Raw genomic sequence first — 1392 nt, 5'->3', positions numbered from 1 at the left:
CAGGTCGGGGTGCTGGGCGAGCAGGCTCTGCAGCTTGGCGGAGGCCACGTCGCCCTTCCAGTCGGTGGGCAGCTCGAAGACCTTGATCTTCGGGAACTTCGTCTTCATGCACTCGGCGAACGCCTCGGAGCGGTCCCGCCCGTTGATCGAGTCCAGCGCGCCCTGCAGTTCGGCGACCTTGCCCTTGCCACCCAGCTGCTCACCCAGAAACTCGCACGCCTTGGTGCCGTACGCCCGGTTGTCGGCACGCACCACCATGTAGACGTCACCCTTGTCCGGTCGGGTGTCCACACTGACCACCGGGACCTTCGCGGCCGACAGGGCGTCGAGGGTGGAACCCACGGCGCCGGAGTCCTGCGGGGCCATCACGACGGCTTCGGCACCCATGCTCTGGAACACCTGCACGTTGCCGACCAGTCTGGTGACGTCGTTCTGCGAGTTGCTGACCGGGAGATCGTCGATGTCCGCGGTTCTGATTCCCTTCTTCAGGTAGTACGCATAGGTGTTCCAGAAGTCGGAGTCGGCGCGCGGCACGTCGAAACCGATGGTCGCCTCGTCGTCGTTCGACGCGTCCGTGCTCCACCGGTCGCAGCCTGAGGCGAGCGCCATGACCACCAACACGGTGGCCCCGGCGGACCAGGAACGGGAACGGGAACCGGAGTGGGCAAGTCTCATGGCACGTCTGCTGACGCGGGCTGCGGTCATGGCGCGGGCTCCCTCTGTCATGGTCGGGGACGGCGTCGGGAGCACGTTGGCGGCCTGAACGCCGCTCTCCTACGCCACTCCGAAGACATCGGATGGATTTATAGGTTCACGACGGTCATCCTGTCCAGTGGCGGGGGAAAAGTCGTAGCCCATGACGCCTTGACTCCGCATATTCGCGAACTTTTTCACCCATGCAGCATCACCTCCTCGAGGCCAACTCGAACTCAAGACATCGGACCATTTGCGGGCGACATACTCACGGGTAGGGAGACGCGGGCCCGCCGTGAGGCCCGACCTACGGGGTGGGCGGGATGCATCCGGTATTGCCGAAGGCATTGACGGCGCATGAGATCGCCACCTACGTTACGCAACCGAAAACCAACAACACCCGACATTTCCGCAAGACTTCGGTCTGAACTCACCATCTGTCACGGCCAACCGGTCCGCTACCCGGTTCCCCGCCGCACCTCTCCCCTAGGAACCCGTATGTTCCGTCACGCCCGCCCGTTGGTGCTGGCCGCACTCCTGAGCCTGTTCGGGCTCATGGTGGTCAGCACACCCGCGCACGCGGCCTCCGTCACGATTCCGAACGCGACCCAGTTCACCGACACCACCGGAGCGGTCGTCCACGCCCATGGCGGTGGTGTGATCAAGGTCGGCTCCTTCTACTACTGGTTCGGTGAGAAC

The 1392-nt window shown here is 64.4% G+C and carries 1 protein-coding gene and 1 pseudogene; one reads left to right on the top strand and one right to left on the bottom strand.

Going from position 1 to position 1392, the window contains the following annotated elements:
* Positions 1–675 (bottom strand): sugar ABC transporter substrate-binding protein (locus P1P70_RS44635; protein WP_319248215.1); only part of this gene is annotated, 675 nt, incomplete at its 3' end.
* Positions 676–1191: 516 nt separating this feature from the next.
* Between P1P70_RS44635 and P1P70_RS44630 the strand changes: the two are divergent.
* Positions 1192–1392, top strand: a pseudogene (locus P1P70_RS44630) (beta-xylosidase); the annotation flags it as partial.

The organism is Streptomyces sp. MB09-02B, assembly GCF_033794485.1.
Classification (GTDB): domain Bacteria; phylum Actinomycetota; class Actinomycetes; order Streptomycetales; family Streptomycetaceae; genus Streptomyces.
The sequence above is the reverse complement of the archived record's forward strand: the minus strand, read 5'-3'. Positions and strand labels throughout refer to the sequence as shown.